We start from the raw sequence: 25,918 nt of genomic DNA, 5'->3' as shown, positions 1-25,918 counted from the left end.
TCGCGGCATACCGTCGAGATCAGGCCCGCCGGCCCTGACCGCCGGCCCGGCCCAGGCGGCGGACCCTCGTCGCGCCAACCGCCAAGGACACACCATGAGTGCCCCTCCCCCTCTCACTTCCCCGGCATCGCCGTCGTTCTGGCGCAGTCCGCTGCGCGGCCCGCGGCTGACCGCGCTGCTCGGCGTCGTCCTGCTGGCCGGGATCACGCTGCTGTTCGTGACCGGTCTGCTGTCGTACGCCGCGTACAACCCGGATCTGGCCGGCGGTGTCAACGACAAGACGCCCGACAAGGGCCTGCTGGGCTTCTACCTCTTCAGCTGGCCGACCGGCCCGTACTGGCTCTACCGGCTCACCCAGGGGCTGCATGTCACCGTCGGGATCGCGTTGGTGCCCGTCCTGCTGGCGAAGTTGTGGTCGGTGATCCCGAAGCTGTTCACCCTGCCGCCGGCCCGGTCCCCCGGCCATGCACTGGAGCGGCTCTCGCTGCTGTTGCTGGTCGGCGGGGCGCTGTTCGAGTTCATCACCGGCATCCTCAACATCCAGCTGGAGTACCTCTTTCCCGGGTCGTTCTATCCGCTGCACTTCTACGGCGCGTGGGTGTTCATAGGGGCCTTCGCCGCCCATCTGGTGCTGCGTCTGCCGCGGACCGTACGGGCGTTGCGGGAGCGCACCGACCCGGGTGCGGCGGACGATGACACCGGGCTGGTGGCGGCCCGGCCGGACCGGCCGACCGTGACCCGGCGGGGAGCGCTGGGGCTGGTCGGCGCCGGTTCACTGCTGCTGTTCACGACGACGGCCGGGCAGAGCATCGGCGGGTGGTGGCGGCGGACGGCCGTGCTGGCGCCGCACGGTGGCCGCGATCCGGGCAGCGGCCCGAACGGCTTCCAGATCAACAAGACCGCCGCGGCCGTCGGCATCCGGACCCAGGAGACCGGCGGGGACTGGCGGTTGACGGTCGAGGGCGGCGGGCGGCGGGTGCGGATCAGCCGCGCCGAGCTGCTGAGGCTGCCGCAGCACACGGCGACGCTGCCGATCGCCTGTGTCGAGGGCTGGTCGACGGACGACCAGCAGTGGAGCGGGGTGCGGCTGCGGGACCTCGCCGCGCTGGTGGGGCTCGGTGAACGGCCGCCCGGTGTGCTGGTGGAGTCGCTCCAGCTGCACGGCGCGTTCCGCCGGGCCGCACTGCGGGACAACCAGGTGCGCGATCCGCGGGCGCTGCTCGCGCTGCGGGTGGGCGGCGCGGAGCTGTCCGCCGACCACGGTTATCCGGCGCGGATCATCGTCCCGGCGGCGCCCGGGGTGCTCAACACCAAGTGGGTCGCGCGGCTGACGTTCGGGGAGTGGTGAAGGTGCGGACGAGGCAATCGGCACGGCGCGAACGGGCGGTGCGGGCACTCAGGGCGGTGCGCCCCCCGCGCCGGTACGGCGAGGGTCCGCTGCATCTGCTGCTGATGCTCGCCTCGTTCGCGCTCACCGCCTTCGCGGGGGTGCGGCTGCTGGCCGGCGGGCAGTGGCCGCTGGTGCTCGGCTGGTTCGCCGGCGCGGCGCTGCTGCACGATCTGGTGCTGCTGCCGCTGTATGCGCTCGCCGACCGTGCGGTGGTCCGCTGCACGGCGGGGACCGGCGGGCACCGGGCCTGGACGGCGTATGTCCGGGTGCCCGCCGCGCTGTCCGGGCTGCTGCTGCTGGTGTGGTTCCCGCTGATCGCCGGCTCGGTGGGCAGCGGCTCGGCGGCACACTACGAGGCCACGACGAGGCTGCCCGGCGGGGTGTTCCTGACCCGCTGGCTGCTGGTCACCGCCGGGCTGTGCGCACTGTCCGCGCTGTGGCTGGCGGGCCGTACGGTTCAGCAGCGGCTGCGCGAGAGGTCCCGGCGGCGCATGGAGACGAAGCAGCGTTCGGCGCCCGGTACCTGATCGGCCCGGTCCGTGACGGTCCACTGCTCGACGGGCGTCCAGCCGGCGGCGGCCGCGTAGCGCAGCAGCGCGGGGCCGCCGACCCGGGCCCAGGGGAACAGCTCGCCCGGTGCCTCCGGTGCACCGGGGCAGGGGTGGTACCCGCGCTCGACCCGGACCTGGACCTGTTCGTCGACATCCGCCGCGGTGGTCTCCACGATCAGCAGACCGCGCCGGCCGACCAGTTCCGCGGTGCGGGTGAGCAGGGCGCACGGGTCGCCGCCGATGCCGATATTGCCGTCGAGGAGCAGTGCGGTGCCCCAACTCCCCTCGCCGGGAAGGGAGTCGAAGACGGAGCGGTGCAGTGCGGAGCCGCCGACCGCTGCGGTGCGGGCCACCGCGGCCGCGCTGACGTCGATACCGAGCGCCCGCCGGCCCTGTGCGACGAGCGCCGCGACCAGCCGGCCGGGGCCGCAGCCGATGTCGAGGACGGTGCCCTCGCAGCGGCGCAGCGCCGACAGATCGGCGGCGTCCGCACCGGCGCACCAGCGCTCGACCTCCAGGGGCAGCAGCCAGCCGTCACTGCGGCGCAGGAAGAGCGGGCCGCGGCCACTGCGCAGGGCGTCGGCGTAGGGGTCCGCGCCCCAGGTGACGGTGTCGTGCCGGTCGGTTTGTGCCGTGGGCGGCATGGCGGTGCTCATCGTCCGGTGACCGGGGTCAGCCGGGCGAGGGTGGCGGCGAACCGTCCGGCGGGTGCCGCGGCCGCGACCCGCTCCGCATCGTCCGCGGTGTCGACGTCCCGCAGCGGCGGCAGGTCCCGCACCCGGAGCCCGGCGGCGGTCAGCCGCGCGCGCTGGGCGGCGCCGGTGTGTTCGGTGGACATGGGGACGCCGCGCAGCAGCCGGGGGTCGGGAACGGCCAGGCCGAGCGCCCAGAATCCGCCGTCCTCGGCCCCGCCGAACCAGGCGTCGCAGTCGTCCCAGCCACCGAAGTCCAGTGCAGGGGCGAGGAGTTGGGGGGTGACCTGAGGGGTGTCCATGCCGATGAGCAGGGTCGGGCCCGCGCTGTCGGCGAAGGCCGCGGCGAGCCGCTCGTCGAGGCCGCCGCCGCACTGCGGCCGGACCTCGAAGCCGGGCGGCAGCCAGTTCCCCGGACGGCCGTCGAGGACGACCACCCGCCGCCGGGCGGGCATGGCGCGTACGGCCTGGAGGGTGTCGTACAGCGCGGCCTCGGCCAATTGGGCGGCCTCGTCAGGCGTGTAGGGCGGGGTGAGGCGGGTCTTGACCCGGCCGGGCACCGGTTCCTTGGCGATGACCAGGAGCGTCGTCGGCCCGGGACATGCCGGGCGGTCTGCGGGCTCGGTCATCGGGCCGTCTCCTCCGTACGGGGCGCGAGCGGTGGCTGGTTCAGGACGGTGCGCATATCGCGCACCGCGTGCCAGGTACCGCGCCAGGTGCCGGTGACCTTGGAACGGCCGGTGCGCGGACGGTAGGGCACATCGCGTTCCTCGACGCGCCAGCCCGCGTCGGCGGCCCGGACGACCATCTGCAGGGGGTAGCCGCTGCGGCGGTCGGTGAGGCCGAGGCCGAGCAGCGCGGTACGCCGGGCGGCGCGCAGCGGGCCGAGGTCGTGCAGCCGCAGTCCGGTACGGCGGCGCAGCATCCGGGCGAGTGCGAGATTGCCGAGCCGGGCGTGCGGCGGCCAGGCGCCGCGTCCCTGCGGGCGGCGGCGGCCCAGCACCAGATCGCTGGCGCCGTCGCGGACGGCGCGGACGAACGGGGTGAGCAGCACGGGGTCGAGCGAGGCGTCGCAGTCGCAGAAGCAGACGATGTCGGCGTCGGCGGCCAGCAGTCCGGCGTGGCAGGCGGCGCCGAAGCCGCGGCGCGGCTCGTGCACCACGGTGGCGCCCAGGCCGCGGGCGATCTCGGCGGAACCGTCGGTGGAGCCGTTGTCCACGACGATCGCCCGCCAGCCGGCCGGGATCCGCGCCAGCACCCAGGGCAGCGCGGCGGCCTCGTCGAGGCAGGGCAGCACGACATCCACCGAGGCGGTTCGGGGGGCGGGAGGAGGGGAGTGGGTCACGCCTTCACCTATGCATCAGAAGCGGACAACAGGGATTTTCAGGTTCTCGTGGAAGGTGGCTGCCGGAGGGCCGGCGGCGCCGTGGGTCACCCCGTCGGCGCCGCCCTCATCCCCTCCCGGGCGAACTCCTGCATCCCCTCGGCGAATCCGGTCGCCGCCCGCCAGCCGAGGTCCTCGGCGATCCGCTGCGACGAGGCGGTGATGTGCCGTACGTCGCCGAGCCGGTACTCCCCCGTCACGACGGGCGCCGGTCCGCCGCAGGCCTCGGCCAGGGTCCGCGCCATCTCGCCCACGGTGTGCGGCACCCCGCTGCCCGTGTTGTACGCGGTGAGGGTGCCCGCCGCCCGGTCCGGCAGGGCTTCCAGGGCCACCGCGTTGGCCGTGGCGACATCCCGCACATGGACGAAGTCCCGCCGCTGGCCGCCGTCTTCATAGACCGTCGGCGACTGACCGCGGGCCAGCGCCGAGCGGAAGAACGAGGCCACCCCCGCGTACGGGGTGTCGCGCGGCATCCCGGGCCCGTAGACATTGTGGTAGCGCAGCGCGACGGCCCGGCCGCCGGTGGCACGCGCCCAGGAGGCGGCCAGATGTTCCTGGGTGAGCTTGGTGGCCGCGTAGACGTTGCGCGGATCGGTGGGCGCGTCCTCGCCGACCAGCCCCGGCCGCAGTGCGGCGCCGCAGTGCGGGCAGCGCGGCTCGAACCGCCCCGCGTCCAGATCGGCCACCGCCCGTGGGCCGGGCCGCACCACTCCGTGGCCGGGGCAGGTGTAGCGCCCCTCCCCGTAGACCACCATCGACCCGGCGAGCACCAGGTCGCGCACCCCGGCCTCGGCCATCGCGGCCAGCAGCACCGCTGTGCCCAGGTCGTTGCAGCCGACATAGTCGGGCGCGTCCGCGAAGTCCTTGCCCAGGCCCACCATCGCCGCCTGATGGCAGACCGCCCGCACACCCCGCAGGGCCGCGTCGACCGCCGCCCGGTCCCGTACGTCGGCGACGATGCGCCGCTCCCCCGGGCGCGGCGGCGGGGGCTCGGGATGCGCCGAGGGCAGCAGGGCATCGAGCACGACGGGCTCGTGGCCGCGCGCCGTGAGCGCCTCGACGACCTGCGATCCGATGAAGCCGGCGCCGCCGGTGACCAGTACACGCATGCTGGTCACGCTAAGCGGGACAGGGCGCGCCGGCCCGCGCCTGAGCCACCGTGTCATGGGTCCGTAAGATCCGCGGCCGCGTCCGGCGCGGCGGCCTCCCCGCCGTCCTGGCCACTGCAATTCGGTAACAGGGCGCATTCGAGGTATTTCGGTACGGCATATGTTGCATATGCTCAGGTCGGGGGTCGGGGGGCCGCTTTCGGACACTCCGACGGCCGACGGCCCCTCACCCGATCACTTCACCTGACACCGTCGGAGAACACCTTGACCGTGGAGAACGAGGAGCAGCGCACCGGCTCCCGTGTGCTGTCCGCGCTGCCGTACGCGGTCATGGCCGTGGTCACCACGGTCGACCTCACTGCGGGTCCGGGCGTCGGGTTTCTCCCCCTGGTGTCGCTGGGACCGGCGTTCGCGGGGCTGGTCGGCGGCTGGCGGCGGACCGCCGTGGTCGGGCTGACGGCGTTCGTGCTCTGCCTCGGCCTGGGGGTCTACAACGGTGTGTTCGAGAACCGGCGCGGGCTGACCGCGCTGCTGTCGGTCGCGGGAGTGACCGCGGCCGGGGTGGTCGCCGCGGTGATGCGGCAGCGGCGCGAGGCGGAGCTGGCCAGCGTCCGCTCCATCGCCGAGGTCGCCCAGCGGGTGCTGCTGCGCCCCGTGCCGCGCGGTGCGGGCCCGCTGAGGATCGCGGTCTCGTACACCTCGGCGGTGGCCGAGGCCCGGATAGGCGGCGATCTGTACGAGGTGGTGACCTCGCCCGCCGGGGTGCGGATCATCGTCGGCGATGTGCAGGGCAAGGGCCTGGAGGCCGTGGAGAGCGCGGCGGTGGTGCTGGGTGCCTTCCGGGAGGCGGCACACGACGAACCGGATCTGCCGGCCGTCGGCGAGCGGGTCGAGCGGGCACTGAACCGCCATCTGTCCGGCGAACGGTTCGTCACGGCGGTGCTCGCCGAGATCGGTGACGGTCCGAACGCCACGCTGCTCAACTTCGGCCACCCGGCGCCGCTGGTCGTCCGCCCCACCGGCGCGGTGGCCTTCGCCGCACCGCCCGACCGCGCCCTGCCGCTCGGCCTCAGCCTCCACGACGCCGGGGCGCCGATCCCCTACGAGGTGCCGTTCACGCCCGGCGACCAACTGCTCTTCTACACCGACGGCGTCACCGAGGCCCGCGATGCGGTGGGCCGCTTCTACCCCCTCGACGAGCGCGCCGCACTGCTCAAGGACCCCGACCCGGAGGCCGCGCTGCGCGCGGTGCGCGAGGACCTGGTCGAGCATGTCGAGGGGCCGCTGCACGACGATGCGGCGATGCTGCTGGTCCGCCATCGCGCGGCCCGCTGAACCGGCGTCAGGCCGGGGGGCGGGCGGCGGAGGCGGTGGTGGCGGTCAGTGGAACGGCGACCGCTGCGGCGGTGGAGCCGCCTGGCTGCGGAGGTGGCTCCACCGCCGCAGCCAGGCGGGGCTTTACTTGTGGGCGCTGATCACACCGCCGTTGCTGAGCACGATGTACACGCCGTTGGCGTCGACCCCGACGTCGTGCTGGTTCGTCTCCAGCGTGGCGGCCACGCCGTCGTGGCCGAGGATCTGCGCGCGGTACCGCAGCTCGCCGACCTTCGTGACCTTGGCCGTCCAGCCGCCGGCGAGCGTGAAGGTGCCCGGTCCCTGGTGTCCGCCGCCCATCCAGGAATGGACCTGGCCGTCCAGCGTGAGCGTGACGAACATGTCGTTGGCGTCGAGCCCGGCGTCGCGCCCCGTCGTCTCCAGCGTGGCCAGGACCGAACCGCGGGCGACGATCTTGGCACGGTAGTGCTGGTCGCCGAGCTTGTAGATCTCGGCCTTGCTGATGCCGTCCGCCAGGCGCTGGGTGCGGACCGGGGATGCCGCCGTGCCACCGCCGGTGGCGTGCGTGCTGCCCGACTGCTTGCCCGCGGCGCCCGCCTTGGTGTCGGCCTTGGTCTCGGCCTTGGCACTGGGACCCGCCTGGGCATCGGAGCCCTGCGCTCCGGCGGAGGAGCCCGCGCCGCTGGACTCGGCGGCGGCCATGCCCGTGTCCGTGTCCGTGTGGCCTGCGGGCTTCGCGCCGGCGGCGTCCGAGCCGGAGCAGGCGGTCAGGGTGAGGCCGGCGACCGCGGTCAGGGCCACGGCGGCAACGCGCAGCGTGCGGCGACGAGCGGTGCGGACAGTGGTGCTGGAGCTCATTTCGGATTCCCCCGGGGCAGTCGGTGTCGTTGTCTCTCGGTACGTCACCCACTCTGATCGGGGCCACTGTCGCGAGGCTGCCGCTCCGCTAACGTCCGGCTAACACGGGTGCGAGTAGGGGGAGGACGCCAAGGAGAACCCGAAGTACCGGACTGTGTCGCCCAGTTGGGAAGCATGCAGTTGCTTGCCGGAATCAGGGGCATCCGACAGGTCAAGGTCATAGCCACAGGCGTCCCGCCCACAGCGACCGGAACGGTCAGGACACCCAGAAGTCACACGACCCAGCAGAAGTCACGCGACCCATCGGACACGTCCCGGGCCGGAGGTGGCCCCGAGGCCGGAGGAGCCCCGATGTCAGCGGCAGCCCCGATGTCGGGGGGCAGTCCGGCCTCAGTGGAGAGTCCCGACGTCGAAGGGCAGCCCCGTGTAGTTCTCCGCCAGCTCCGCGGCGGCATGCGGGGAGGCGGCGATCCGGTCGAGCCGGGAGAGCTGCAGCCGGGTGTCGAACGGGCTCTGGTCCGGGGCGGTGTGCAGGGTCGTCGTCATGGAGTACGAGAAGTGTTCGGCGCGCCAGACCCGGCGCAGACAGGTGTCGGAGTAGGCGTCGAGCAGCTCCGTCGAGCCGGTGTGGTGCAGCCGGTCGAGGGCGTGGGCCAGCACGGTGACATCGGCGACGGCGAGGTTGAGGCCCTTGGCTCCGGTGGGCGGCACGATATGCGCCGCATCGCCGGCCAGCAGCACCCGCCCATACCGCATCGGTTCGGTGACCGAACTCCGCATGGGCAGTACGGCCTTGGCGGTGAGCGGCCCGCGGGCCGGTTTCCAGGGGGCGTCGATCGCGGCCCGCGCCTCCAGTTCGTCCCAGATGCGGTCGTCGGGCCAGTCCGCCGGGTCGGTGCCGTTGGGGACCTGGAGGTAGAGCCGGCTGACGGTCGGTGTTCGCATGCTGAACAGCGCGAAGCCGCGTGCGGAGTGAGCGTAGATCAACTCGTCGGAGGAGGGCGGGACATCGGCGAGCACACCGAGCCAGGAGTACGGGTAGCCGCGCTCGTAGGTGCGGCGTGCGTGCTCCGGTACCGCCTGCCGGGCCACGCCGTGGAAGCCGTCGCAGCCGACGACGTAGTCACAGGTCAGGGTCTGCTCGCGGCCCTGGTGGCGATAGCGGATACCGGGCCGGCCGGTGTCCGCGCCCGTCACCTCCAGCGCCTGCGCCCCGAACAGCAGCGGCGCCCCGTCGTCGAGCTGCAGGGCGATCAGGTCCTTCACCACCTCCGTCTGGGCGTAGACCGTCACCCGTCGGCCGCCGGTCAGCGCCGGGAAGTCGAGACGGTGGGCGCGCCGGTCCCAGCGCAGCTCGACACCGTCGTGGACCAGGCCCGCACGGTCCATCCGCTCCCCCGCCCCGCAGGCGCGCAGCACATCGACGGTGCCCTGTTCCAGGATTCCCGCGCGCTGCCGCTGTTCGACGTAAGCGCGGTCCCGGCTCTCCAGGACGACACAGTCGACGCCGGAACGGTGCAGCAGCCGGGCGAGCAACAGCCCCGCCGGGCCGCCGCCGATGATGCCGACCGTGCTGTGGCGGGTGCGGTTCACTTCTCGGTTCCTTCCGCGGGGTGCGGTGCCGGGTCGTCGAGGTGTGCGGCGACGATGCGGTCGGCGACGGCGAAGGCGGTGTTGGCGGCCGGGACGCCGCAGTAGACGGCGGACTGGAGGAGGACTTCCTGGATCTCCTGCGGGGTGAGGCCGTTGCGGAGGGCGGCCCGCAGATGCATCGCCAGTTCGTCGTGGTGGCCGCGGGCCACCAGCGCGGTGAGGGTGATGCAGCTGCGCGTCCGGCGGGACAGCCCGGGGCGGGTCCAGATCTCACCCCAGGCGTAGCGGGTGATGAAGTCCTGAAAGACCTCGGTGAGAGCGCTGGTGCGGGCCTGGGACCGGTCCACATGGGCGTCGCCGAGGACAGCACGGCGTACGGCGGTGCCCGCCGCGTGCCGGGATCGGTCGTCCGCGGCGGGGAGGCCGGCGGCCGGATCCGCCGGGCCGTCCTGCGGGTGCGCGGCGAGATGGCCGAGCAGGGCGGCCAGCACCGGGGCCGGGCGTTCGACGTTCGCGAGGTGGGCGGCGGCGGCCAGTTCGACCAGGCTCGCTTCCGGGATGCCGTCGGTGAGTTCGCGGGCGCAGGCGGGCGGGGTGGCCGGATCGGCGCGGCCCGCGACGACGAGTGTGGGGGCGGTGATCCGGCCCAGATCGGCGCGCAGATCGTAACCGGCGAGCGCGTCGCAGCAGGCCGCATAGCCCGCGGGCGCCACCCCGCTGCGCACCGTGTCGACCAGGGCCACGGCCTGCGGGGAGCCGGCGAAGGACGGGGTGAACCAGCGGCTCGCGGTGGTCTCGGCGACCGGTCCGAGCCCGGCTTCCCGTACGAGCGCGGCCCGCTCCCGCCATCCGGCCGGCTCTCCGAACCGGGCGGCGGAGCAGATCAGGGCGAGCGAGGCGATCCGCTCGGGGTGATCGGCGGCGAGCCAGGCACCGACGGCGCCGCCGAGCGAGATCCCGGCGTAGGCGAACCGTTCGATGCCGAGGGAGTCGGCGAGATCCAGGACCAGCCGGGCCAGCTCGGGCACGGTGGTGGTGGGGACCGGTGCGGGAGCCAGTACGTCGGTGGGGGTGCCGCCGTGGCCGGGCAGATCCCAGCGTACGACGCGGTACCGGCGTGCCAGGGCGGGGAGTTGGGGGTCCCATACGGCGTGCGAGGAGCCGAGCGAGGGGCCCAGGAGGAGTGGCGGGGCGCCTTCGGGGCCGTCCACGGTGTGATGGAGGAGCGGGGCGGCGGGTGACTGGGTCATTCGGACTCCTGCGGGTCGTTCTCGGTACGGGCCAGCGCGCGGTCCACCAGGGCACCGGCGGACCCCAAATAGGCGGTGGGATCGAGGAGTTGACGCAGACGGGACTCGGGGAGGGATGGCACGGCCGGGGCGCCGGACGGGACAGCCGGGGCATCGGACGGGACGGAACCCTTCGGCGGCCCGGCGGCAGCCCCGTCCTCGCCCCGGGCCGTGTGCAGCGCGTCGCGCAGCGCCGTGGCCAGCTCGATGCCCTCCGCCGCGGTGCGCCGGGCCGCCGTGTCCATGATGCGGCGGGCCTCGTCGCGGCCGGTCAGGGCGGTGAGGGCCGCGACGAGGCGTTCGGTGACGACCAGTCCGCCCGTCGCGTCGAGGTTCTGCCGCATGCGGTGCGGGTGGACCCGCAGTTCCGCGGTGAGTTCGGCGGCGTCCCGGGCCGCGCCGCCGGCCACCCGCAGGGCGTCCCGCAGCGGCTGCCATTCGGCGTGCCAGGCGCCGGCCGGTCGCTCGTCCTCGGCGGCGAGACACCCGTAGAGCACCGCGGCCAGGGCCGGGACCTGCCGGGCGGCGGCCGCGATCAGCGTGGCACGCACCGGGTTGGCCTTGTGCGGCATCGCGGAGGAGCCCCCGCCGGTGCCCTCGGAGAGCTCGCCGAGCTCCGTGCGGGAGAGGGTGAGGACATCGGCGGCGAGCTTGCCGAGGGCGCCCGCGGTGAAGGCGAGCGCACCGGCCAGATCGGCTACGGGGGTGCGCAAGGTGTGCCAGGGCAGGGCCGGTTCGGCGAGTCCGGTCTCGGCGGCGTAGCGGGCGAGGAGCCGTCCGCCCAGGTCGGGAGCGGGCGCGGGCCCGCGCTCGGGTCCGGGTCCGGGTCCGCCTTCGGCTTCGGCTTCCGCGTAGGCATGGAACGCGGCCAGGGTTCCGGCCGCACCGCCCAGTTGCACGGGCAGCGCGGCCCGTACGGACGCGAGCCGGTCGCGGGCGTCGAGCACGAGGCTGCGCCAGCCCGCGGCCTTGAGGCCGAAGGTGGTCGGCACCGCGTGCTGGGTGAGGGTGCGGCCCGCCATCGGGGTGTCGCGGTGTTCCGCGGCCGTACGGTGCAGCGCGTCGGCGGTGCGGGTGAGGTCCACCAGCACCGTGTCCACGGCGCGGGCGCAGACCAGCATCGTGGCGGTGTCGAGGATGTCCTGGCTGGTGGCGCCCCGGTGGACATAGGCGGCGGCCTTCGGGTCGCGGGAGGCGACGGCGGCCGTCAGATCGGCGACGAGCGGGACCACCGGGTTGCCCGCCGCGCGGGCGCGCAGCGCGAGGGTTCGGGGGTCGGCGTCGCGGTGGAGGCCGGCGGCCGCGGCGGTGACGGCGGCGGCCGCCTGCTCCGGTGCGAGGCCGAGGGCGGCCTGGGCACGGGTCAGCGCGGCCTCCGCGTCGAGCAGGGCACGCAGATACCCGGCGTCACCGGTGACGCGGGCCACGGCGGAGCCGGCCCAGGACGGAGCCAGCAACCCCATGTCGGCGTCGTCGTAAGGGAGTTCGACCGACGAGGGCGTGCCGGCCCCCGGCAGGTCAGCGGAAGGCAAGGAAGACCGTCTCCTCGTACGTGCCGTCCTCCGCCTGCTGCAGATGGACGTCGAAGCGGTACCGGCCGGGGCCGTCGGGGCGGGCGAGCAGCGTACGCGCCCGGTCAGCGGGCAGCCGCGCGAGCAACGGGTCGGCGGCGTGGGCCGTCGCATGCTCGGGGAAGTAGACCCGGGTGAACAGGTGATGGAGCAGTCCGCGGGCGAAGACACACACGGCGAGGTACGGCGCGGCGTCCGGGCGCCCGGCGGGAGCGGTGGCCGGCAGCGTGCGGACGGCGTAGTGCCCGTCGGCGTCGGTCGGCACCCGTCCGAAGCCGGTGAAGTCCACGCCGTTGCGGCCGATGACCGCGCCGGTCGCCGGGTCCCGGCGCAGCGAACCGGGCGCGCCGGTGAGGCTGCCGTCCGGGCCCGCCTGCCAGAACTCCAGCAGGGCGTCCGGCACGGGGGCGCCGGCGCCGTCCCGTACGCAGCCGTGCACGGTGACCGTCCCCGGGTGGCCGGCCGGTGCGATCCGCTCGCCGCCGGGGAAGGGGAGGGCATAGCCGTAGAACGGCCCGACGGTCTGTGCGGGGGTCGGGGCGTGCGGCACCGGCGGTGCGCCGGGCGTCCGGTCGGGCGGGTCGTGGCGGGTGGTGGCGCGGGGCATCAGCGGCCTTCCTCGATCCAGGTGGCGGACGGGCCGTCCAGGACCACGTCCCAGCGGTAGCCCAGGGAGGTTTCGGGGCGGGACAGTTCGTGGTCGTAGGCAGCGACCAGGCGGGCACGGGCCGCGGGGTCGGTGACCGAGCCGAGGATCGGGTCGTAGGGGAAGAGCGGATCGCCGGGGAAGTACATCTGGGTGATCAGCCGCTGGGTGAAGGCCGGTCCGAAGAGCGAGAAGTGGATATGGGCCGGGCGCCAGGCGTTGTGGTGATTGCGCCACGGGTAGGCGCCGGGCTTGACGGTGGTGAACGCGTAGCGGCCCTCGTCATCGGTCAGACAGCGGCCGGCGCCGGTGAAGTGGGGGTCGAGCGGGGCCGGGTGCTGGTCGCGCTGGTGTGCGTACCGGCCGGAGGCGTTGGCCTGCCAGATCTCGACGAGTTGACCGCGTACGGGGCGGCCGGTGCGGTCGAGGATGCGGCCGGTGACGGTGATGCGTTCGCCGAGCGGCTCACCGGCGTGCTGCCGGGTGAGATCGGCGTCCAGGTCGGTGATGTCCGTGACGCCGAACGCGGGTCCGTGGAGCTCCACGGCCTCCGGATCGGCACGGTGGTCGATCTCGACCAGCGGCCGGTGGGGGTGGCGCAAGGCGCTGCTGCGGTACGGGGCGTAGTCCCTGGCGGGGTGTTCGAGGGGCGGGGCGCCCGCCGCCCGGTCGCGTTCGCCGGCGGTGTGCAGGGCGGCGATCTCGCGGCTGATGTCGGCCTGGGTGGGGAGGGGCGGGGCGACGGGGGCGCGCCGGAGCGGGGCAACGGGCGCGGGGACGGGGGCGGGGGCGAGGTCGGGGGAACCGCCGGGCGGGGTGGTCGGGGGCAGGGCCATGGGTGCCATCTCCATGCGGTGGGTCACGGGTTGGGGCCGACGGGGCGGACGGGACGGGCGCAGCAGGTGGGGATACGCGGGCGCTACCTCTCCAGCACCACGGCGAGCCCCTGCCCCACGCCGATGCACAGCGTCGCCAGTCCCGTACCCGTGCCGGCGGCGGCCAGTCGGTGGGCGACCGCGCCCGTGATCCGGGCCCCGGAGGCGCCGAGCGGATGCCCGAGGGCGAGGGCGCCACCGTGCGGGTTGACGAGGCCGGGGTCGAGATCCGGCCAGCCGGCCAGACAGCCGAGCGCCTGGGCGGCGAACGCCTCGTTCAGCTCGACGGTGCGCAGCGCATCGAAGCCGCGCCCGGCCTTCTCCAGGGCCCGCCCGGCCGCCTCGACCGGGCCGAGCCCGAAGTACTGCGGTGCGATACCGGTGACGGCGCTGCTGCGGATCCGGGCGAGCGGTTCGCACCCTGAGGCGCGCAGCCCCTGTTCGTCCATCAGCAGCAGCGCCGCCGCCCCGTCGTTCAGCGGGGAGGAGTTGCCGGCGGTGACGGTGCCTCCCCCGGCCTCCGGCCGGCCGGACCCCCGCCTCGCCTCGCCCGCCTTGCGGAAGGCGGGCCGCAGCTTTCCCAGCGCCTGGAGTGAGGTGTCCTCACGGATGCACTCGTCGTGGCGTGCGGCCGCACCCACGGCATCGTCCTCGTACGGCACGACCTCCGCGTCGAAGGCGCCGTCCTTCCGGGCCCGCGCCGCCTTCTCATGACTGGCCAGCGCATAGGCGTCCTGTTGCGCACGGGTGATGCCGTAACGGTCGGCGATCAGTTCCGCGCCCTCGCCGAGGGCGACGGTCCACTCGTCGGGCATCCGCGGGTTGGTCAGCCGCCAGCCGAGGGTGGTGGAGTGCAGGGTCTGCGGCCCTGCGGGGAAGGCCCGTTCGGGCTTGGGCAGCACCCAGGGCGCGCGGCTCATCGACTCCACGCCGCCGGCGACGGCCACGGAGGCATCGCCGAGCGCGACGGCCCTGGCGGCCTGGATGACCGCCTCCATACCCGAGCCGCAGAGGCGGTTGACCGTGACACCGGGCACGGTCACCGGCAGCCCCGCGAGCAGCACCGCCATCCGCGCCACATCGCGGTTCTCCTCACCCGCGCCATTGGCGTTGCCGAGGTAGACGTCATCGATCCTGGCCGGATCCAGTCCGGGCGCGCGGTCCACGAGGGCCCTGACGACATGCGCGGCGAGGTCGTCGGGACGGGCTGCGGAGAGCATGCCGCCGTATTTGCCGAAGGGGGTGCGGACGGCATCGACGACATGGACGTCCCGGGGGCGGTCGGTGAGCATCAGGCGTCCTTCCGGGAGCGGTGGGCGTCGGCCGTGCCTGTGGCGGAGGTGTCGTGCGCCGGTACACCGGGGGTGTCGTGTGTGGCCGCCTTCAGGGCCCGCAGGGCGGTGAGTTCGGCGGCGGTGGGCGGGGCCGTGACACCGATCCGGCCGGCCTCCCTGAGGTCCCAGCCGGTGGCCTCCCGTACCTGTCGGGCCGTCACTCCCGGGTGCAGATCGGTGAGGACGAGTTCCGCGGTGACCGGGTCGGGGCGCAGCACGCCGAGGTCGGTGATGACCGCGGTCGGCCCGGCGCCGGGCAGTCCGAGTGCCGCCCGGTCCCGGGGGCCGGTGCCGTGGCCGAGGGTGGTCACGAAGTCCAGAGAACCGACGAAGTTACGGCGGCTGTGCCGCAGAACCATCAGCACCTGCCCGCAGTTGGCAGCGATCTCGGGGGCGCCGCCGGCGCCGGGCAGCCGCCCCTCGGGACGGCCGGGGCCACGCCGGACGACGGTGGTGTTGATATTGGCGAACCGGTCGACCTGTGCGGCGCCGAGGAAGCCGACATCGATCCGGCCGCCCTGCAGCCAGTAGTTGAACATCTCCGGCACGGACACCACCGAGTCCGCGGTGTCGGCCAGCTCGCCGTCCCCGATGGACAGCGGCAGCCGGGTCGGCTTCGAACCGATGGTGCCGGACTCGTAGACGAGCACCAGATCCGGATTGACCGTACGGCGGGCGAGGTTGGCGGCCGTACTGGGCAGCCCGATGCCGACGAAGCAGCTCCGCGCACCGGCCAGGGCACGAGCGGCGTTGATCTCCATCAGCTCGTCGGGGGTGCAGTCGGGGGCCATCTCCGGGGCTCCCTCAGGGGTGGACTCGGGGACGGGCTCGGGGGCTTTTTCGGGGACGGGCTCCGGGGCCGCCTCAGGGGCGGGCTCCGGTACGGCTTCGGGGGCGGGGTCAGGGGTGGTGGTACGCGCCGTCGACGGGGCGGCGGCCATCGCGGCAGCGGTGGCTCCGGTCACCGACACCGTGGCCGGCATCCGCGCCGGGTCCGCATCCCCCCGTTCGCTCTGGTCGCCCCGTTCGCCCTGGCCGCCCTGCTCCTCCTGCTCCCCCTGCGCCTCGGGCCTGTCCTCCTCCCCGGGCTCCCGGTGCACACACTCGCCGAGCCACCGCCCGAACGCCGCCCGGTCCCGCGAAATGCGGTCCCATTCCCGGTAGAAGGCGTTGTCACGGACCGAGTAGCCCGCCGCATACGACGGATGGGCGCCACCGGGGACGACCGCGACCGCGTCGACGACCCACGTGGGCAGGACGACGCCGCCGGGACGGGGCTCCAGTGCCTCGACGACCTCCTCGACGGTGACCAGCACACGCCTGGCGGCCAGCGCCGCTTCCTTCTGCACCCCGGTCAGGCCCCACAGCTGGACATTGCCCGCCGTGTCCGCCTGCTGCGCATGGATGACCGTGACATCCGGCGTGAGGGCGGCAACGGCGGCCAGTTCCTCGCCGGTGAACGGGCAGACGACGGTGGAGACCGTGGACGTACGGGCCGGGATGTCGCTGCCGCGGTAGCCGCGGAGCACGGCGAACGGGAGCCGTGCCGCGCCCGCGGCGTAGCGGTTGGCCATCCCGGCGTGGCTGTGTTCGTCGATCTCCAGCGGGGCGGGCCAGCCGTTCTCGACCGCGTCCCGGAAGCGGTGCAGTGAACCGACGCCCGGATTGCCGCCCCAGGAGAAGACCAGCTTGGCGGCCACCCCCGCGCCGATCAGCTGGTCGTAGACCACGTCCGGCGTCATCCGGGCCAGCGTGAGGTCCTTGATGCCCTGACGGATGATCTCGTGCGCCGCGGCGAACGGGATGAGGTGGGTGAACCCCTCCAGCGCCACGGTGTCGCCGTCGTGGATCAGCTCCGCGACGGCATCGTGCAGGGAACGGATGTCGGCCATGTCCTCGCCCTCGGGTCGTGCCGGGGCCTGGCCTCACGGGCCGCCCCTCATCAACTTGTTCGCACAGTGAACTTAAGTTCATAATTGAGCTGCCCCGAGTTTGACCCCGGCCCCCGGCCCTGTCAACGGTCTGCCCGGGTACGGTTCCGACGAGATCGCCGCACCATGGAGAGGCCATGACCCAGCCCGCCGCCACCGCCCCGTCCGCACCGCCACCGCCCCCTCCGGAAGCGGTGGGGCCGCTGATGCGCAGCCTGTCCGTGCTGCGGGAGCTGACGGCCGGCGGCGGCCGCCGGCCGGTGGGCGACCTGGTACGCCTCACCGGCCTCGCCCGCTCCACCGTCGACCGGGTACTGAGCACCCTCGCCCGCCTCGGCTACGTACGCACCGAGGGGCGGGACGCGGTGCTCGCGCCCCGGCTGCTGGAGCTCGGCAACGCCTACCTCGCCGCCTCCGAACTCCCCGACCGGCTCGGCCCCCTCGCCGACCGGCTGGCCGACGAGCTGGACGAGTCGGTCTCCCTCGCGGTGCCGGACGGCGACGGGGTGCGCTTCGTCCACCAGGCGACCCGCCGCCGCGCCATGTCGCTCGCCTTCCGCATCGGCGATCTGCTGCCCGCCGAGCGGGGCGCGCCCGGGGCGCTGTTCGCGGACCGGTGGGACGCGGCGGACTGGCGGCGCTGGCGGTCGCGCCGCGCAGCCGACCCTACGGACGCGGGCTTTCCGGCCGTACCCCCGCGGCGCGCCGAGGACGGGGCGGACCCCGCGGCCGCGACCGCGGCCGGGCCGGGCACGGATGCCGCGGCGCCCACCGGTTTCGAGGCCCGGGTGGCCGCGGCACGCGCCGCCGGCTGGTCCCTGGACGACCAGCTCATCGAACCGGGCCTGGTCGCGGTGGCGATGCCGGTCCACGACACCACCGGACGCCCGGTCTGCGCCCTCAGCGTCGTCAGCCACACCAGCCGGCTGAGCGCCGCCGAGCTGCCGGACGCGGTGCTCCCGCGCCTCCGCGAGACGGTCTCAGCCATGGAGTACGCCCTGAGCCTGCCCCGGGACGCGGCGCCCGGCCCCGACGCGGCGCCCGGCCCCTCCCACACCTCGCACGCCACCTGGATGCGGGCGTCCAAGCAGGAACTGGGCCCCGAATTCGTCGAATCGATGGCCCGCGGGCTGATCACCCTCACCACCTTCGGTGCCGGCCGCGCCGAACTCCCGCTCACCGCCGTGGCGGAGGACACCGGCCTGGCACGGGCGACCGCCCGCCGCGCCCTGATCACCCTGGAACACCTGGGCTACCTCGCCACCGACGGCAAGCTCTTCCGCCTGACACCGAAGGTGCTGGAGCTGGGCTTCGCCCCCCTCTCGGGCCTCACCCTGCCCGCCGTCGCCCAACCACACCTGGCCGCGCTGGTCGAGCGGGTACACGACTCCGCCTCCATGGCGGTCCTCTCCGGCGATGACATCCAGTACGTCGCCCGGGTCCCCACCGTGCGCATCATGAGCGTCAACATCACCCTGGGCACCCGCTTCCCGGCGTACCCGACCTCCATGGGTCGCGTCCTGCTCGCCGACCTGCCCCCGGCCGAACTCTCCGCACGACTGGCCCTCACCGACCTCAAACCGCTCACCCGTCACACCGTGACCGACCCCGAACAGCTCCTCGCCGCCCTGGAAGAGGTCCGCACCCACGGCTACGCCCTCGTCGACGAGGAGCTGGAAGAGGGCCTGCGCTCCCTCGCCGTCCCCGTACGGGACCGCACCGGCCGTGTCGTCGCCGCCGTCAACGTCTCGACCCACGCGGGCCGTTGCACCCCCGCCGAGGCCCGCGACGCCCTCCTCCCGGCCCTGCGCACCGCCGCCGCCGGCATCGAGGCCGACCTGCACGTGGCGGGACGGTATGCGCGGATCCCGGCGCTGTGAACGCCTCTACGGGCGCGACGGGTGATCCCGGCGACGTACGACGGCGGCGCGGGGGCAGCCGGGTACCCGAAGCCGCCCGGCCCGCCCTTCACCGCGCTGCCGGAAGAACCTGAGCCGGGTGCGGTACCGGGCCCGCTCCGAGCCCGTGCCGGACGTCCACGGCCTCTCGCGGGATCGGTACCCGGGTGCGGCGCCCTCGGCCACCGTCACGGCTCCGCGCTGACCGCCGTCGGTGCCGGTGCGGTCGCCGCGGGACGGCCGAGGCGCCGGGCGAGCGGCACCAGGCCGATGGCGAGCGCGCCCAGCAGACCGGCCAACGCGAAGGCGGTGAAGCCCAGTTGGTCGTTGCCGGTGGCGGCGAGGGTGCCGCCCAGCCAGGGGCCGACCACCGCGCCGGTGCGGCCGATGCCGGTGACCCAGCCGATGCCGGTGGCCCGTTCGGCGGCCGGATAGACACGGTTGGCCGCCGCATAGACCATCACCTGCGCACTGAAGAGCCAGACGCCGGTGACGGCGACGACCACATAGGTGAGGCCGAGCGGCAGCCGCGCCCCGAGGAGCAGCGCACCGGCGGCGGTCAGCAGGAACCAGACGGCGGAGACCTTGACGGGGCCGTAGCGGTCGGCGGTGCGTCCCGCGATCAGCATGCCGACGATGCCGCCCGCGTTGATGATGAGCAGAAAGCTCACCGAGGACGTGAGGCCGTAGCCGGCGGCACGCATCATCTGCGGCAGCCAGGTGCTGACGCCGTACACCAGGAGCAGACCGCAGAACGAGGCGAGCCACAGCAGCGGCGTCGCCCAGCGTGCGCCGGGACGGAACAGCGCGAGGACCGCGGCCAGCCGGCCCTTGGCTCCCTGGGCCGGTGCGTCGGCGGGGACGGGGCGGGCCATGCCGTAGCGGTCGGCGACCGCGTCGGCCTCGGCGGTACGGCCCTTGGCGAGCAGCACGTTGGGCGACTCCGGCAGCAGGCGCAGCAGCAGCGGGGCGGCGATGACCGCGGGCAGCACACCGGCCCAGAACACCCAGCGCCAGCCGAGCACGGGGGCGAGCGTCAGGCCCAGGCCCGTCGCGAACATGCCGCCCGCGTGGTACGAGGTCATCAGCAGGCCGGTGGCGAGTGCGGCCCGCCGGGGCGGTGCGAACTCCATCACCATCGAGAGGCAGAGGGGCATCAGGCCGCCGAGGCCCAGACCGGCGAGAAAGCGGCCGGCGCCGAACGGCCCCGGCGCGCCGGACAGCGCGCAGACCGCTGACCCGGCGGAGAACAGCAGCACGCTGGCGACCAGGACCGGGCGGCGGCCCAGCCAGTCGGTGAGGGTGCCGGTGCCGAGGGCGCCGATCAGCATGCCGAAGGTCGTCCAGCTGCCGATCGTGCCTGCCCCGCCGGGGGTGAGGCCGAGTCCGGGGTCGTCGAGCATGTGCGGCATGACGGCGCCGTAGACGTTGACGTCCATGCCGTCGAAGAAGACGGCGAGCCAGCACAGCGCCAGGACGGGCGCGACGGAGCGGAAGGTGTGCCGGCGGTGGGAGTCGGCGGACGGGCCGGTGGACGGCGGAGGGCCGGTGGGAGACATGGGGACCTCGGATTCACGATGCACGAGGCGCGACGTGTGCGGCACGCGGCACGCGGCGCGAGGTGACGGCCGGAAGGCGGAAGTTCGCCTGGTGAACTTTCGTTCGCGAAGTAGTCGGCATGGATCATCTGCCGGAGTCCCGGGGCTGTCAATGACTTGCGCACGCCTTCATGGACAGCGGCGCAGAAGGAGCGGCGGCCCACGGTGAGGCCGGCCGGGGTGCGCCGGCTCAGTCGTCGCGCGGGCTGTCGGCGCCGCGGCCACCGCCATGGCCACCGTCATCGTGGCGCCCCTCGCCACGACCGCCGTCGCCGCCACGGCCGCGGTCACCGCCGTCCGCCGCCCCCTTCGCGTCGCCGGCGCCCGCCTCACCGGCTCCCGCCTTCGCCGCCGCCTTCGCCGCCGCCCGCCGTGCGACCTCCTCACGGGCCGCGGCCGTGGCGACCGACGGCCACACCCGGTCGAGTGAGGCGTTCATCGCGGCCCCGACCAGCACCGCGAAGGCGGACACCCCGATCCACAGCAGTACGGCGACCGGAGCCGCCAACGAGCCGTAGATCGTGGGCCCCTCGACCGTCGAGGTGAGATAGAGCCGCAGCAGAATGCTGCCGAGCACCCACATGCCGAGCGCGACCACCGCACCGGGAATGTCCTCCGGCCAGGGCGAACGGACCGGTACGGACGCGTGGTAAAGCGTGGTCAGAAAGGCGACCGACAGCAGCAGGACGACCGGCCAGTACAGCGCCCGGATGATGTGCTCACTGGCCGGCAGCCAGCTCACGACGGTGTCGGGACCGGCGACCATCAGCGGCAGCGCGACGGCCCCCACGACCAGCGCGGCGAGGTACAGCGCGAACGCCAGCAGCCGGGTCCTGATGATGCCGCGCCGGCCGTCGAGCCCGTACATGATGGTGATGGTGTCGACAAAGACGTTCATCGCCCGGGACCCGGACCACAGGGCGATGGCGAAGCCGAGGGAGATGATGTCCGGGCGGCGGCCGGTGAAGACATCGTCGAGCAGCGGCCGGGCGATCTCGTTCACGCCCTTGCCGGACAGTACGGTGCCGGCGGCGCCGAGGATGTGCCGGCGGACGCTGTCGATGGTGTCGTGCCCGATCCATGCGTTCGTATAGCCGAGCACGCCCAGGAGTCCGAGGATCAGCGGCGGCAGCGACAGCAGGCTCCAGAAGGCGGCCTCGGCGGCCAGGCCGGTGACGCGGTACTTCATGCAGGAGTTGACGGTGTCCTTGAGCAGAAGCCAGGCCAGCCGACGCTTGGAGACGTTGCGATAGAGGGCGCGGGCCTTGGTCAGACGGCCCGCGGGCCGCTCGGTTGGTTCGTTTGCCGGCTGCACCTCCTTACCGTATCTGCCATGGCAGCCACCACTCACATGGTCACGAACCAGCCTCCGCCCCTGGTCGGATACGACGTCTTCGCCGGCGACGCGGCCCTGACCGAGGGCATCACCCGGCATGTCGCCGACGTCCGGCTCGACGAGGTACGCGAAGAGCTGAGCACGCTGGGGAAGGCGGCCGGCTCCGCGCACGCCCAGCGCTGGGGCGAGCAAGCCAACGCGAACCCACCGGTCCTGCGCACCCATGACCGCTACGGCCGACGCATCGACGAGGTGGAGTTCCACCCGGCGTGGCACCGGCTGCTCGGCCATGCGGTCACGGCCGGCCTGACCGGCGCCTGGTCCCGGCCGGACGGACATCTCCGCCGCACCGCCGGCTTCATCGTGTGGACCCAGGCTGAGGCGGGGCACGGCTGCCCCGTGTCGATGACCCATGCGGCGGTGCCCACGCTGCGCGCCGAGCCCGAGCTGGCGGCCGAGTGGGAGCCGCTGCTGACCTCGCGGGTGTACGAGCACGAGCTGCGCCCGGTCGCCGAGAAGGGCGGCGCGCTGGCCGGGATGGCCATGACGGAGAAGCAGGGCGGCAGCGACCTACGGGCCGTCACGACCCGCGCCGAGCCGCTGGCCGCACCCGGCGAATACGTACTGACCGGTCACAAGTGGTTCTGTTCGGCACCGATGTCGGACGCCTTCCTGGTGCTGGCCCGGGCGCCGGGAGGGCTCACCTGCTTTCTGCTGCCCCGGGTGCTGCCGGACGGCAGCCGTAACGCCTTCCGCATCCAGCGGCTCAAGGACAAGCTCGGCAACCGTTCGAACGCCTCGGCGGAGGTCGAGTTCGACGGGGAGAGCTGGGCGCGCCGGGTCGGCGAGGAGGGGCGCGGGGTGGCGACGATCATCGAGATGGTCGCGGCGACCCGGCTGGACTGTGTCAGTGCGTCAGCGGCGGTGATGCGACAGGCGGTGACGCAGGCGCTGCACCACACCGCGTACCGGGAGGCCTTCGGGGACCGGCTGATCGACAAGCCGCTGATGCGCAATGTGCTGGCCGATCTGGCGCTGGAGTCGGAGGCGGCGACCACGCTCGCGCTGCGGCTGGCGGCGGCGTACGACAGCGGCACCGAGCAGGACCGGCACTTTCTGCGGCTGGCGGTGCCGGCGGCGAAGTACTGGGTGACCAAGCGCTGCACGCCGATGGTCACCGAGGCGCTGGAGTGCCTGGGCGGCAACGGTTACGTGGAGGAGTCGGGGCTGCCGCGGCTGCTGCGCGAGGCGCCGCTCAACTCGATCTGGGAGGGCGCCGGCAATGTACAGGCGCTGGACGTCCTGCGGGCACTGCAGCGCGAACCGGAGGCGCTGAACGCGTTCCTGACCGAGATCGGGACGGCGCAGGGCGCGGACCACCGGCTGGACCGTGCCATCACCGGGATGCTCACCGAACTCGCCGATCTGGAGGGCATCGAGGCGCGGGCGCGGCGGCTGACGGAGCGGATGGCGCTGGTGCTCCAGGGTTCGCTGCTGGTGCGCCACGCGCCGTCCGAGGTCGCGGACGCGTTCTGCGCCGCCCGGCTCGGCGGCGACGCGGGCGCGGCGTTCGGGACGCTGCCGCACACGCTGGATCTCGCCGCCGTGGTGGCGCGGGCCCGGCCGGTGACCGACGGCTGAGCGCCGCGCCGGCCCGACGCGGCGGCGGCTCCCCGTCGCCTCCGGGCCGTTCGCCTCACGAGGCAACGGGGACAGGGGGATGCCGCCGCCGCGTCGGTCAGGGAGCGGTGCCGCGCCGACTCGGCACCGCTCCCGGTATCAGGGGCATCCCAGGGGCTGCGGCGGGGACCCGGCGCCGCGGGACGACGAGGCCGGTGAGGGCCGGCGCACCGTGCCGACGTCGCGCCTGGCGGCCGATGGAATCCCCGGCGACAACCGGCGGGTTCCCCGACGGGTGACCGGCGAACCCGCGGTGGCGGGACACCATCGGCCGCTCCGGCCAGCCTCCCGGAACACACCATGAGCGACAACGGTTGCAGTGCGTTGCAGCCCCCGGAGGCGGGCCGGGACAATGGGCCCTCCAGGACGGACCGGTGAGCGCACGAGAGGCACGACCCGAGGCTCAGGGCACTACGGAGAACAGCGTGAGCGACAGAGCGATCGACAGCGCCGTCTGGTCGGCCCAGGACAACCGCACCACCGCGCACCGCCTCGCCACGGTCCACGAGGCGGTGCTCGCGGGCGAGGAGCCCGACGCCTCGCCCGGAGCGCCGCGCGCGGTGATCGGTGAATCCTGGCGCCGGGTGCTGGTCTCGGGCGTCGACCCGGACCGGGACCGCCCCCAATGCCCCCTTTCCGTGGCGGAGTTGGAGCGCCGTCGGCAGATGTCCCAGCTGGCGACGGTGCTGCCGGTGCTCCACGAGGGGCTGCTGCCGGCCGCCGACGCCGCGCAGCAGATCATGGTCGTCACCGACGCCGAGGGCCGGGTGCTGTGGCGCGAGGGCAGCGCGCCGGTCCGGCGGATGGCCGACCGGCTGGGCTTCGACAAGGGCGCCGACTGGACGGAGGACGTCGTCGGCACCAACGCCATCGGCACCGCGCTGGTGGCCCGCCGGCCGGTGCTGGTGCACTCCGCGGAGCATTTCGTCCGCAGCCACCACCAGTGGACGTGTGCCGCCGCGCCGCTCCACGACCCGCGCGACGGGCGGCTGTTGGGCACGGTGGACATCAGCGGTCCGGCGCCCTCCTTCCACCCCACGACGCTCTCGCTGGTGTCCGCCGTCGCCCGGCTCGCCGAGGGCCAACTGCGCACCCGCCACCATCTGTCCCTGGAACGGCTGCGGTCGAGCGCGGCACCGATGCTGGCGCGGATCGGCGGGCGGGCGCTGGCCGTCGACCCGAGCGGCTGGGTGGTGGGGGTGACGGGCCTGACGCCGCCGGACCGGGTGGCGCTGCCCAAGACGCCCGAGGCCGGGCCGCTGTGGCTGCCGCGGTACGGCATGTGCATCCTGGAGCCGTTGCCCGGCGGCTGGCTGATCCGGGTCGGGCGGCAGGAGCGGGACATCGGGCCGAGCCGGGTGGTGCTGGATCTCAGCGGGCGCAACGGCTCGACGGTCACCGTCAGCGGCCCGGCCGGCAGCTGGTCGCACGAGCTGACCCCGCGCCATGCCGAGCTGCTGTTCGTCCTCGCCGCGCATCCGCAGGGGCGCAGCGCCGCCGAACTCGCCCGGGACCTCTTCGGCGACGACAGCCGTACGGTCACGGTGCGGGCCGAACTGTCCCGGTTGCGCCGCCATTTCGCGAGCGTGCTGGCGCACCGGCCGTACCGCTTCGCGGACGGGGTGGAGGTGGAGCTGCTGCTGCCGCCCCGTCCCGCCCACCTGCTGCCGCAGTCGTTGGCGCCCGCGGTGGCGGCGGCGCGCCGGGGGTGACGGGACGGCAGGAACCGGAGGACGGGACGGCAGTCCGGCGGTGACGCGGGCGCCGGGGCGAAAAGCCGATGCGGTGGTGCAAGCCCTTCCCATAGGGTGGCCGCACTCTGACCTGAGCTCTCCAGAAGGACGTCGCAGAACGGGAGCAGCCCGCGCGCAGCGAACGCGCGGAGCCGAATGAGTGGGCGACACGACAGTCCGTGATCACTCATGCCCGAATGTCCTTCTGGAGGACCCTCCATGTCCGTAGGCCTTGGCCTTCCCATCGGCGACCCCGCGCAGCTGCTGAGCTGGGCCCGGCGTGCCGAAGCCACCCCCTTCACCACCGTCGCCCTGCTCGACCGGCTGGTGTTCGGCAACCCCGAGCCACTGATCACGCTGGCCACCCTGGCCGGCGCGACCTCCCGGGTCCGGCTGCAGACCGAGGTGCTGCTCGCCCCGCTGCACCGTACGACGCTGCTCGCCAAGCAGGCCGCCACGCTCGATCTGCTGTCCGGCTCCCGCTTCACCCTCGGCATCGGCATCGGCGGACGCGACGACGACTATCTGGCCGCCGGTGTCGACCTCCGCACCCGCGGCCGGCGGCTCGACCGGCAGTTGGCCACCATGCGCCGCATCTGGTCCGGTGAGCCGCTCTCCGAGGACGTCGGCCCGATCGGTCCGGCCCCCGCCCGGCCCGGTGGGCCCGAGGTGCTGCTGGGTGGTTTCGTGCCCGCCGTGAGGAAGCGCGTGGCCCGCTGGGGCGACGGTTTTCTCGGCGCCGCGCTCCCGCCCCCGCAGATGGACGGCATGTTCCGTGCGGTGGAAGAGGCCTGGTCCCGGGCCGGACGTACGGGCCGGCCGCGGCTGCTGGCCCAGGTCAATGTCGCCCTCGGTCCGGAGCCGACGCTCGACCGGGCCCGTGAGGAGCTGCGCGCGTACTACCGGCCGAGCGGCTACACCGAGCATGTCGTGGAGGGGCTGCTCACCACCGGGACGCAGATCCGTACGGCGGTGGCCGCCTACCGGGCGATCGGCGCGGACGAAGTGATGCTCTACTGCTGGTCCCCGGACCCGGACCAGGTCGAGCGGCTGGCCGATGCGGTGTTCCCGGCGCCGTAGGTTCGGCCGGACACCGCTCCCCGTGAGCGGGTGGG

At 74.1% G+C, this 25,918-nt stretch carries 21 protein-coding genes and 1 pseudogene; 7 read left to right on the top strand and 15 right to left on the bottom strand.

Annotated elements, in window-relative coordinates; all coding sequences use genetic code 11:
* The first annotated feature begins 94 nt into the window (after positions 1–94).
* Entirely contained in the window at positions 95–1,348 is a 1,254-nt protein-coding gene (locus tag ACGFWI_RS01870; RefSeq protein WP_393903915.1) for a molybdopterin-dependent oxidoreductase, read from the top strand.
* Between the two features lie 104 nt (positions 1,349–1,452).
* Positions 1,453–1,917 carry a hypothetical protein gene (locus ACGFWI_RS01865; RefSeq protein WP_393904000.1) on the top strand — a complete coding sequence of 155 codons (465 nt, stop codon included), beginning with the start codon at positions 1,453–1,455 and terminating at the stop codon, positions 1,915–1,917.
* Here ACGFWI_RS01865 and ACGFWI_RS01860 read toward each other — a convergent pair.
* The 4 genes from ACGFWI_RS01860 to ACGFWI_RS01845 form a co-directional block, all read right to left on the bottom strand.
* The gene (locus ACGFWI_RS01860; RefSeq protein WP_393903914.1) at positions 1,848–2,585 is read right to left on the bottom strand and encodes a methyltransferase domain-containing protein; all 738 of its coding nucleotides are present in this window, start codon (positions 2,583–2,585) and stop codon (positions 1,848–1,850) included. The two genes, ACGFWI_RS01865 and ACGFWI_RS01860, sit on opposite strands and share 70 nt — an antisense overlap.
* Positions 2,586–2,593: 8 nt before the next feature.
* Positions 2,594–3,262 carry a DUF2064 domain-containing protein gene (locus ACGFWI_RS01855; RefSeq protein WP_393903913.1) on the bottom strand — a complete coding sequence of 223 codons (669 nt, stop codon included), beginning with the start codon at positions 3,260–3,262 and terminating at the stop codon, positions 2,594–2,596.
* Positions 3,259–3,978, bottom strand: coding sequence for a glycosyltransferase family 2 protein (locus ACGFWI_RS01850; protein WP_393903912.1), 720 nt, complete (start codon positions 3,976–3,978; stop codon positions 3,259–3,261). The genes ACGFWI_RS01855 and ACGFWI_RS01850 overlap by 4 nt, the downstream gene beginning before the upstream one ends.
* Positions 3,979–4,064: 86 nt before the next feature.
* A complete protein-coding gene (locus ACGFWI_RS01845) occupies positions 4,065–5,126 on the bottom strand; it encodes an NAD-dependent epimerase/dehydratase family protein (RefSeq protein WP_393903911.1) in 1,062 nt (353 codons plus the stop codon).
* 330 nt (positions 5,127–5,456) lie between these two features.
* Between ACGFWI_RS01845 and ACGFWI_RS01840 the strand changes: the two genes are divergently transcribed.
* Positions 5,457–6,461: a PP2C family protein-serine/threonine phosphatase gene (locus tag ACGFWI_RS01840; RefSeq protein ID WP_393903999.1), complete on the top strand. Its 1,005-nt coding sequence runs from the start codon at positions 5,457–5,459 to the stop codon at positions 6,459–6,461.
* A gap of 123 nt (positions 6,462–6,584) precedes the next feature.
* On the opposite strand, the gene ACGFWI_RS01835 is transcribed toward ACGFWI_RS01840, so the two are convergent.
* The 9 genes and pseudogenes from ACGFWI_RS01835 to ACGFWI_RS01795 form a co-directional block, all read right to left on the bottom strand.
* Positions 6,585–7,319 (bottom strand): hypothetical protein, encoded by a 735-nt coding sequence (locus ACGFWI_RS01835; protein WP_393903910.1) that lies wholly within the window; start codon positions 7,317–7,319, stop codon positions 6,585–6,587.
* 390 nt (positions 7,320–7,709) lie between these two features.
* Positions 7,710–8,912: a 4-hydroxybenzoate 3-monooxygenase gene (locus ACGFWI_RS01830; protein WP_393903909.1), complete on the bottom strand. Its 1,203-nt coding sequence runs from the start codon at positions 8,910–8,912 to the stop codon at positions 7,710–7,712.
* Entirely contained in the window at positions 8,909–10,162 is a 1,254-nt protein-coding gene (gene pcaC, locus ACGFWI_RS01825) for a 4-carboxymuconolactone decarboxylase (protein ID WP_393903908.1), read from the bottom strand. The genes ACGFWI_RS01830 and pcaC overlap by 4 nt, the downstream gene beginning before the upstream one ends.
* Complete coding sequence (gene pcaB, locus ACGFWI_RS01820; protein WP_393903998.1) at positions 10,159–11,664, bottom strand: 3-carboxy-cis,cis-muconate cycloisomerase; 1,506 nt, start codon at positions 11,662–11,664, stop codon at positions 10,159–10,161. The genes pcaC and pcaB overlap by 4 nt, the downstream gene beginning before the upstream one ends.
* Before the next feature lie 55 nt (positions 11,665–11,719).
* Positions 11,720–12,379 carry a protocatechuate 3,4-dioxygenase subunit alpha gene (pcaG, locus tag ACGFWI_RS01815; RefSeq protein WP_393903907.1) on the bottom strand — a complete coding sequence of 220 codons (660 nt, stop codon included), beginning with the start codon at positions 12,377–12,379 and terminating at the stop codon, positions 11,720–11,722.
* Positions 12,379–13,254 carry a protocatechuate 3,4-dioxygenase subunit beta gene (gene pcaH / locus ACGFWI_RS01810; RefSeq protein ID WP_393903906.1) on the bottom strand — a complete coding sequence of 292 codons (876 nt, stop codon included), beginning with the start codon at positions 13,252–13,254 and terminating at the stop codon, positions 12,379–12,381. Before pcaH ends, pcaG begins: the two co-directional genes overlap by 1 nt.
* Positions 13,255–13,337: 83 nt before the next feature.
* Positions 13,338–14,585 (bottom strand): thiolase family protein, encoded by a 1,248-nt coding sequence (locus ACGFWI_RS01805; RefSeq protein ID WP_393903905.1) that lies wholly within the window; start codon positions 14,583–14,585, stop codon positions 13,338–13,340.
* Entirely contained in the window at positions 14,585–15,418 is an 834-nt protein-coding gene (locus ACGFWI_RS01800; RefSeq protein WP_393903997.1) for a CoA-transferase subunit beta, read from the bottom strand. The genes ACGFWI_RS01805 and ACGFWI_RS01800 overlap by 1 nt, the downstream gene beginning before the upstream one ends.
* A 300-nt stretch (positions 15,419–15,718) precedes the next feature.
* Positions 15,719–16,519: pseudogene (locus ACGFWI_RS01795) on the bottom strand (CoA transferase subunit A); the annotation flags it as partial.
* A 176-nt stretch (positions 16,520–16,695) separates the two neighbouring features.
* Between ACGFWI_RS01795 and ACGFWI_RS01790 the strand changes: the two are divergent.
* On the top strand, positions 16,696–18,438 hold the full coding sequence (locus ACGFWI_RS01790; protein ID WP_393903904.1) for an IclR family transcriptional regulator C-terminal domain-containing protein: 1,743 nt from the start codon (positions 16,696–16,698) through the stop codon (positions 18,436–18,438).
* A gap of 206 nt (positions 18,439–18,644) precedes the next feature.
* Here ACGFWI_RS01790 and ACGFWI_RS01785 read toward each other — a convergent pair whose 3' ends face one another.
* Entirely contained in the window at positions 18,645–20,015 is a 1,371-nt protein-coding gene (locus ACGFWI_RS01785; RefSeq protein WP_393903903.1) for an MFS transporter, read from the bottom strand.
* 229 nt (positions 20,016–20,244) lie between these two features.
* A complete protein-coding gene (locus ACGFWI_RS01780; protein ID WP_393903902.1) occupies positions 20,245–21,369 on the bottom strand; it encodes a YihY/virulence factor BrkB family protein in 1,125 nt (374 codons plus the stop codon).
* An 18-nt stretch (positions 21,370–21,387) separates the two neighbouring features.
* Here ACGFWI_RS01780 and ACGFWI_RS01775 point away from each other — a divergent pair, with 18 nt between their 5' ends.
* From ACGFWI_RS01775 to ACGFWI_RS01765, 3 genes are all read left to right on the top strand, one after another.
* A complete protein-coding gene (locus ACGFWI_RS01775) occupies positions 21,388–23,031 on the top strand; it encodes an acyl-CoA dehydrogenase family protein (protein WP_393903901.1) in 1,644 nt (547 codons plus the stop codon).
* A 464-nt stretch (positions 23,032–23,495) separates the two neighbouring features.
* The gene (locus ACGFWI_RS01770) at positions 23,496–24,782 is read left to right on the top strand and encodes a GAF domain-containing protein (RefSeq protein ID WP_393903900.1); all 1,287 of its coding nucleotides are present in this window, start codon (positions 23,496–23,498) and stop codon (positions 24,780–24,782) included.
* Between the two features lie 240 nt (positions 24,783–25,022).
* Complete coding sequence (locus tag ACGFWI_RS01765; protein WP_393903899.1) at positions 25,023–25,883, top strand: LLM class flavin-dependent oxidoreductase; 861 nt, start codon at positions 25,023–25,025, stop codon at positions 25,881–25,883.
* The last annotated feature ends 35 nt before the right edge of the window (positions 25,884–25,918 follow it).

Source organism: Streptomyces sp. NPDC048434 (assembly GCF_043200375.1).
Taxonomy (GTDB): domain Bacteria; phylum Actinomycetota; class Actinomycetes; order Streptomycetales; family Streptomycetaceae; genus Streptomyces.
The sequence above is the reverse complement of the archived record's forward strand: the minus strand, read 5'-3'. Positions and strand labels throughout refer to the sequence as shown.

Coding starts and splice junctions, on each gene's coding strand:
- ACGFWI_RS01870 (WP_393903915.1), top strand. CDS start 95: ATGAGTGCCCCTCCCCCTCTCACTTCCCCGGCATCGCCGTCGTTCTGG.
- ACGFWI_RS01865 (WP_393904000.1), top strand. CDS start 1,453: ATGCTCGCCTCGTTCGCGCTCACCGCCTTCGCGGGGGTGCGGCTGCTG.
- ACGFWI_RS01860 (WP_393903914.1), bottom strand. CDS start 2,585: ATGCCGCCCACGGCACAAACCGACCGGCACGACACCGTCACCTGGGGC.
- ACGFWI_RS01855 (WP_393903913.1), bottom strand. CDS start 3,262: ATGACCGAGCCCGCAGACCGCCCGGCATGTCCCGGGCCGACGACGCTC.
- ACGFWI_RS01845 (WP_393903911.1), bottom strand. CDS start 5,126: ATGCGTGTACTGGTCACCGGCGGCGCCGGCTTCATCGGATCGCAGGTC.
- ACGFWI_RS01840 (WP_393903999.1), top strand. CDS start 5,457: ATGGCCGTGGTCACCACGGTCGACCTCACTGCGGGTCCGGGCGTCGGG.
- ACGFWI_RS01835 (WP_393903910.1), bottom strand. CDS start 7,319: ATGAGCTCCAGCACCACTGTCCGCACCGCTCGTCGCCGCACGCTGCGC.
- pcaC (WP_393903908.1), bottom strand. CDS start 10,162: ATGACCCAGTCACCCGCCGCCCCGCTCCTCCATCACACCGTGGACGGC.
- pcaB (WP_393903998.1), bottom strand. CDS start 11,664: ATGGGGTTGCTGGCTCCGTCCTGGGCCGGCTCCGCCGTGGCCCGCGTC.
- pcaG (WP_393903907.1), bottom strand. CDS start 12,379: ATGCCCCGCGCCACCACCCGCCACGACCCGCCCGACCGGACGCCCGGC.
- pcaH (WP_393903906.1), bottom strand. CDS start 13,254: ATGGCCCTGCCCCCGACCACCCCGCCCGGCGGTTCCCCCGACCTCGCC.
- ACGFWI_RS01805 (WP_393903905.1), bottom strand. CDS start 14,585: ATGCTCACCGACCGCCCCCGGGACGTCCATGTCGTCGATGCCGTCCGC.
- ACGFWI_RS01800 (WP_393903997.1), bottom strand. CDS start 15,418: ATGGCCCCCGACTGCACCCCCGACGAGCTGATGGAGATCAACGCCGCT.
- ACGFWI_RS01790 (WP_393903904.1), top strand. CDS start 16,696: ATGACCCAGCCCGCCGCCACCGCCCCGTCCGCACCGCCACCGCCCCCT.
- ACGFWI_RS01785 (WP_393903903.1), bottom strand. CDS start 20,015: ATGTCTCCCACCGGCCCTCCGCCGTCCACCGGCCCGTCCGCCGACTCC.
- ACGFWI_RS01775 (WP_393903901.1), top strand. CDS start 21,388: ATGGCAGCCACCACTCACATGGTCACGAACCAGCCTCCGCCCCTGGTC.
- ACGFWI_RS01765 (WP_393903899.1), top strand. CDS start 25,023: ATGTCCGTAGGCCTTGGCCTTCCCATCGGCGACCCCGCGCAGCTGCTG.